This window comes from Flavobacterium sp., from assembly GCF_044338735.1.
Taxonomy (GTDB): Bacteria; Bacteroidota; Bacteroidia; order Flavobacteriales; family Flavobacteriaceae; genus Flavobacterium.
On sequence record NZ_JBIIWV010000145.1, the window covers coordinates 1 to 5,204 of the forward strand.

At 30.0% G+C, this 5,204-nt stretch carries 6 protein-coding genes; 3 read left to right on the plus strand and 3 right to left on the minus strand.

Annotated features, from left to right (window positions below):
• Positions 1-1,501 (minus strand): polyphosphate kinase 1 (gene ppk1 / locus ACIQZC_RS08875; RefSeq protein WP_396138872.1); only part of this gene is annotated, 1,501 nt, incomplete at its 3' end.
• Positions 1,502-1,631: 130 nt separating this feature from the next.
• Positions 1,632-2,276: a pyridoxamine 5'-phosphate oxidase gene (gene pdxH, locus ACIQZC_RS08880; protein ID WP_396138873.1), complete on the minus strand. Its 645-nt coding sequence runs from the start codon at positions 2,274-2,276 to the stop codon at positions 1,632-1,634.
• A 122-nt stretch (positions 2,277-2,398) separates the two neighbouring features.
• Here pdxH and ACIQZC_RS08885 point away from each other — a divergent pair, with 122 nt between their 5' ends.
• Genes ACIQZC_RS08885 through ACIQZC_RS08895 form a run of 3 tightly spaced genes read left to right on the plus strand, consistent with a single transcriptional unit; the run spans position 2,399 to position 3,851 of the window.
• The gene (locus ACIQZC_RS08885; protein WP_396138877.1) at positions 2,399-2,941 is read left to right on the plus strand and encodes an RNA polymerase sigma factor; all 543 of its coding nucleotides are present in this window, start codon (positions 2,399-2,401) and stop codon (positions 2,939-2,941) included.
• A gap of 30 nt (positions 2,942-2,971) precedes the next feature.
• Positions 2,972-3,400 (plus strand): hypothetical protein, encoded by a 429-nt coding sequence (locus ACIQZC_RS08890; RefSeq protein ID WP_396138874.1) that lies wholly within the window; start codon positions 2,972-2,974, stop codon positions 3,398-3,400.
• Between the two features lie 4 nt (positions 3,401-3,404).
• Positions 3,405-3,851: a sensor of ECF-type sigma factor gene (locus ACIQZC_RS08895; RefSeq protein ID WP_396138875.1), complete on the plus strand. Its 447-nt coding sequence runs from the start codon at positions 3,405-3,407 to the stop codon at positions 3,849-3,851.
• 32 nt (positions 3,852-3,883) lie between these two features.
• On the opposite strand, the gene ACIQZC_RS08900 is transcribed toward ACIQZC_RS08895, so the two are convergent.
• Complete coding sequence (locus ACIQZC_RS08900; RefSeq protein WP_396138876.1) at positions 3,884-4,906, minus strand: WD40/YVTN/BNR-like repeat-containing protein; 1,023 nt, start codon at positions 4,904-4,906, stop codon at positions 3,884-3,886.
• Between the last annotated feature and the right edge of the window lie 298 nt (positions 4,907-5,204).

The following is a 5,204-nucleotide window of genomic DNA, read 5'->3' on the forward strand; positions in this document are numbered from 1 at the left end:
GATAATTTACATCAAAAAAATCAAAAACTTTAGAAGCATCTTTTAAGATTTCATTGTTACTTGTAAAAACCGTAACATCGGTATAAATTTTAGCGGAATTTTCATTGAAATTACCAGTTGAAATTAAACCGTATCGTTTTATTTTACTATCTTCAATTCGTTCAATTACACATATTTTACTATGTACTTTTAACCCTTTTACTCCAAAAATAAGCTCAATACCTTCAGTTTGCATTTGTTCCGAATAGGAAATATTACTTTCTTCATCAAAACGCGCCTGTAATTCAATTTGAACGGTAACTTTTTTACCATTTTTAGCAGCGTTTATTAAGGAACTCACAATTTGAGAATTCTTAGCTAAACGATATAACGTAATTTTAATAGAAACCACTTTTGGATCTAAAGCCGCTTCACGCAAAAACTTAATAATGTAGGAAAACGATTGGTAAGGAGCGTATAATAAATAATCTTTCTTCTTAATTTTTTCTAAAATACTTCCTTCTAACGACAAACCTGAAATTGGCAATGGAACATTTTCTTTATATAATAAATCATAACGGCCTAAGTTTGGGAAACTCATGTAATCTCTACGATTATGGTATCTACCGCCAGGAATAATACTATCGGAACTGTCAATATGCATTCCACGCAAGAAGAAATCTAAAGTATCTTTTCCAATTGCTTGATCATAAACAAATCGAACGGGTTCGCCTACTCTTCTATCTTTAACAGATGATGAAATTTTTTCAATCAAACTTTTACTTAAGTCGCTATCAAATTCCAGTTGTGCATCTCGGGTTATTTTAATCATGTGAGCCGAAATACTTTCCGAATCAAATATGTTAAATATATTGTTTAAGTTATAACGTATAACATCATCTAATAGAATAATATACTGTTTTTCTGAACTTGATGGAAGAACTAGAAATCGATTGATGGTATTAGGAATTTCTACTACTGCATATCGAATTTCTTTAGCTTTATCATTAAAAAGTTGACTTCCATTCATCACTAATTTAACAGCCAAATATCCTGAAGTGTCTTTAAGTAATGGAAATTCTTCCAAATCGTTCAACATGATAGTGACTAATGCTGGGCTAACTTTTTGAATGAAATAATCATGAATAAATTTTTCTTGTTCTTTTGAAATATCATTTTCATTAATCATGAATATGTTTTCAAGCTCAAGTTTCTTTTCAATCTCATTTAAAATTCGCAAACTATCAGATTGTTGTTCAATAACGATTTCTGTAATTTCTTTTAATAACTCTTCCGCTTTAACGCCTAAAATCTTTTCTGATTCGGTACTTTCGAGACTCATTCTTCGGATAGCAGCATAACGAACTCTAAAAAATTCATCCAAATTATTAGAAAAAATTCCTAAAAAACGTAATCGATCCAAAAGTGGTACATTTCCATCGTTTGCCTCTTGTAAGACCCTAGCGTTGAATGTAAGCCAACTCTTTTCTCGATCGATATAACTAGTGTAATTATTGTTCATCTTCATGCATTAATTGTAAAATTATATAAATTGAACTTCAAAAGCTGCAATTTATCAACAAATGGTTTAAAAAGTTTAATTTTGGGCGACCAAATAAATATTGTAACGTTATAATATAGTTAATTTAAAATTAAGGAGCTAAACGGTCTATTTTCCAATCAAAATCATTTTGCAATTGATATCTAATACGATCATGCAAACGATTTGGACGTCCTTGCCAAAACTCCACTTCTACTGGTCGTACAAGAAAACCGCCCCAGTGATTTGGACGTTCGATTTCTTTACCTTCCCATTCTTTCTCTAGTTCGATTAAACTATTCTCTAAGAACTCCCGATTTAATATTACCTCACTTTGAGGAGAAACAATTGCACCGAGTTTACTCCCGTCAGGTCGAGAAGCAAAATAATTATCAGAAATAGTCGCTGTTGTTTGTTCAGCTCTTCCTTTAATAATAATTTGACGCTCAACTGTAGGCCAAAAAAAAGACAGACAAACATTTGGATTTTCAATAATCGCCTTGCCTTTTTCAGAATTATAATTGGTGTAAAAAATAAAACCTTCTTCATTAAATTTTTTAAGCAACACAACTCTAGATTTAGGAAAACCATCCAAACCTATAGTTGCAACAGTCATTGCGTTAACTTCATCAGCTTCGTTTAAATCTTCAGCTTCATAAAACCATTTATGAAATAAGTTAATAGGATCCTCAGGTATCTGATCTTCCAATAACGCACTCTTATCATATGATTTTCTATAATTGCTTAAATCTTCCATTTTATCTTAATCAATTTAAAGTACAAAGTTACAAACTCAAAAGCATTATTTTGCTAAACAAAAACATTATTTAAACCTTTTTGAATATCTTTAGTCTTATTAAAATATAGTAACGATTGATTTTGCAAGACGAAAAAATATTCATTATCGAATTATTAAACCCTAAAACGCAAAATGAAGCGTTTAAAAAGCTATTGCAATTATATCAAAAACCATTATACAATCATATTAGAGGAATTGTACTAGATCATGAGGATGCTAACGATGTGTTACAAAATACATTCATTAAAGTACATTCTCATTTGAAAACATTTAAAGGAGATAGTAAGCTCTTCTCTTGGATGTATCGAATTGCCACAAACGAATCCATTACTTTTTTACAACAGCGTGCCAAAAAACAAGGAATATCTAACGAAGAAGTTAAAGAAAAAGCGCTCAATAAATTAGAAAGTGATGTTTATTTTGATGGAGATGAAATTCAATTAAAACTACAAAAAGCCATAGCATTACTTCCAGAAAAACAGCAACTTGTCTTTAAAATGAAATATTTTGAAGAATTAAAATATGAAGAAATATCAGAAATATTAGGAACTTCGGTTGGGGCTTTAAAAGCAAGTTATCATATTGCCGTTAAAAAGATTGAAGATTTTTTAAAAACGAATTAAACCTTTTAACATTAATTTTGTCCAATGAATATGAAAACTTTTGATTTAGATAATAATTATAAAATTACCTCGGGTTTTATTACTCCAGATAATTACTTTGAACAATTTGAGGCAAAAATAATGCACAAAATTTCAGCCAAACAATCTGAAAAAAGTCCTGTAAAAGTTGTTTCATTATTTCACAGAAAACAAGTTTGGATGAGCAGCATTGCAGCGTTATTTTTACTATCAATAGCACTACCCGTTTATTTTAATTCAGTTAATGAAAGTTTATTAGAAACTGGTGCAATTGAGGATTATTTGGCACAACAAAGCTTTGGAACAACAGAATTAACAAAGCATTTAACTTATGATGATATTCTTGAATTAGAAACTTCACTAGGTGTTTCCCCTTCAGAAAGTGAAGAAATAGAGAATTATTTAAATACAGAAGACTTAGATTATATTTTAAACCAATAATAAAATGAAAACAAAAATTATTACCTTATTAATTTTACTGGTTACTTTTAATTCTTTTTCACAAGGTTTTAAAGGAAAGAAAGACAAAGTTAAATCTTTAAAAATAGCTTATATTACTGAAGAATTAAATTTAACAACAGAAGAGGCACAACGATTTTGGCCAATTTATAATGCATTTGATGACAAACAAGCCGAATTGCGTCATGAAAAAATGAGAGCCATTCTGGATCGATTTGAACCTGGAAGTGTTGAAAAACTTTCAGAAAAAGAAGCATCAGGCCTACTTGTTCAAATGGAAGCTATTGAAGAAAGTTTATTTGCGCTTCGTAAAAAATTCATCAAGGATTTACAAGGCATACTTCCTGCTAGAAAAATCATCAAACTCAAAAAAGCTGAAGACGATTTTAATCGTCAATTATTAAAGCAAATGCGCGATAAAAGAAGAGATTAGTTAGAAAACGCTCATATTATTTGGGCGTTTTTTTATTTAATATCAAACCGTACCAATTTATTTTTACCGCTAGCATAAAACACTTTATTGGATTCAAATCGAAAAGTGTATAAATCTTTATCATCTGATATTTTAGTCCAATTTTTACCAAAATCTTCAGAATAATAAATACCCGTTCCGCCAACTGAAACCAACTTTTTACCTTTTGATTTAGGTACAAATTGAACACAAGAAGCATACCCAAATGCGGCTTTATCAGCAATCAATTTCCAAGTTGCACCGCCATCAAGTGTAATCGCTTTATTTGACCAATTTTGTAGCTGCATTAAATAATTTCCTCCAGCAATAATTCCAATTTTCTCATTGTAAAAATCGGCAGTAAAAATTCCCGTCATTTCTTCACCTTGTACTATTGGAGTTTCATATACTTGCCAAGTTACGCCAAAATCATGTGAAACAAATATTCTCGATTTTTTTCCGCCAGAAACCATAAAAATTGATTTTCCTTTTACAATTAAATTAGTATTACTGGTTGCAAAAGCCGCTTCGCCTTCATAAACTTTAGGCAAATTTTCACAAGGAATTTTTTTCCAAGTAGTTCCTCCATCGGTTGTTTTTATAAATGACAAACAATCTTCGGTAGGATCACCCATTGCAAAACCATTTAAATCATCTACAAATTGCATACTATCATAGAAAACCTTCTCGTTTTCTTCAGTATAAACAATAGTTTCTTGCAGTGATTTTTTATCAATTTTTATCAATTTAGCGGGATTTCCAACAGACAAAATAAAAACGGATTCTTTGGTTGCTGCAATACTTCTAAATTCGGTTGCTGAGTTGACTGATTGAATAGTGTGAATGTGTAATGAATCTTTTTTCTTGTCATAAAAACCATATCTTCCTTTATCCATTCCCATCCAAACCTTGTCACTATCCACAAAAATAGCTCTACAACTTAATTTTGATTCTGATAAAACTTTAGATTCAAAAACCACTGGTTTATTTTGAGCGTTTGACACAATTACAAAAAGAAATACGATTATTTGTTTCATATGTTAAATTTTTTTAGCGTTAATATTTAGTATCGGCTGTCTAATTAAAGGTGTGTGTTATATAAACTTTTTGTTAATGGCGATTTCATAAAAAAAGAATTAAATCAAAGTTACACAATTCGAAACAAATTAATTAAATTAAATTATCGAAAGGGCTTTGCATTTATAGATAAATAAAACTATTAAATTCGTATATTTGCCTCCCGAATTATCGGAATGATTTAAACTATAAAATGAGATTACACAGAAATTTAGTATTCACCACAATAGATTCGCTAATGGCGATTTTTAATGAAGG